At 74.9% G+C, this 1,252-nt stretch carries 1 pseudogene; it reads left to right on the top strand.

Annotation, left to right across the window (positions count from 1 at the left end):
• A pseudogene (locus GSF22_RS33640) lies at nt 1-1,252 on the top strand (FtsX-like permease family protein); the annotation flags it as partial.

The following is a 1,252-nucleotide window of genomic DNA, read 5'->3' as shown; positions in this document are numbered from 1 at the left end:
CGCCCGGTCCCGCCCCGCCCGGTCCGCCGCCGCCCAACGCATCGGCCTGGACCTGGCCCTGGTCGGACTGGCCGGACTCGCCTGGTTCCAGCTCCGCCAGTACTCCTCCCCACTGGCCGGCGCGAACGGTCGGCTCGGCATCGACCCGCTGCTCGCCGCCGCGCCCACCCTCGGCGTACTGGCCGGCGGGGTGATCGCCCTGCGGCTGCTGCCCCCGGCCACCCGGTTCGCCGAACGGTTCGTCAACCGGCGGCCCTGGACGGCCACCATGCTGGGCATGTGGCAGGCGGGCCGCCGGCCGCACGCCGGGCCGGTACTGCTGCTCGCCCTCGCGGTCGGCGGTAGCACCCTGGCCTGGTCCCTGGTCACCACCTGGGAACGGTCGCAGGTCGACCAGGCCAACCACGAGGTCGGCGCAGACCTGCGCCTCGTCGAGTCCGACGGGGCCGCCCCGGCCGGGCGGGCCGCGCAGATCGCCGCGCTGCCCGGGGTACGGCAGGCCGTGCCCGGTTGGCGGGACGACATCCGGATCGGTTCGGACAACGTCCCCGCCACCGTCGTGGCGGTGGACGCGGTCGCCGCAGCCGACCTGGTACGCCTCAGCGACACCCTCACCGACGAACCACCCCGGCAGTTGCTCGACAAACTGGCCCGGGCCCGCCCGCAACCGGCCGGTGTGCCGGTACCCGCCGGAGCGCAGCGGCTCACCGGCACCGTCCGTACCCCGCTGATCGGGGGGTTCTTCCAGCCCGACATCACCGTCAACGCGTTGTTCGGTACCGCCGACGGGCTGGTCTGGCGTACCCCGCTGCCCGCCACCCCGAGCACCGGTGAACCACGCGCCTTCGACGTGGCCCTGCCCGGCGCAGGTGACCGGGAACTGCGGTTCGAGGGCTTCGAACTGGTCGGTGGACCGCTCGCCGGTACCGCCTACGACCTCTCCGTGACCGGCCTGCGGACAGTCGGCGCGGACGGCACCAGCCAACCGGTGGACCTCGCCGCCGCCGGGGACTGGGGCGCCGCGGACGGTCGGGGTGGTTCCCCGGTACCGGCGGCCACCGCCTCCTCGGCCGACGGCGGTTCCGTCGAGGTGCGTTACCCCGCCCCCCGGCCCACGGACTTCTTCGACCAGGTCTTCGTCCGCTACGCCGTCGTCCGGGACACCCCGGTCGGGGCCGTACCGGCCCTGGTCACCCCGCAGGTGCTCGACGCACTCGACCTGAAGGTCGGGGACCGTACCCCGTTCCAGCTC

This window comes from Micromonospora echinofusca (assembly GCF_017614955.1).
In the GTDB taxonomy this organism is placed as follows: domain Bacteria; phylum Actinomycetota; class Actinomycetes; order Mycobacteriales; family Micromonosporaceae; genus Micromonospora; species Micromonospora echinofusca_A.
This window is presented reverse-complemented; position numbering and strand designations above follow the sequence as displayed.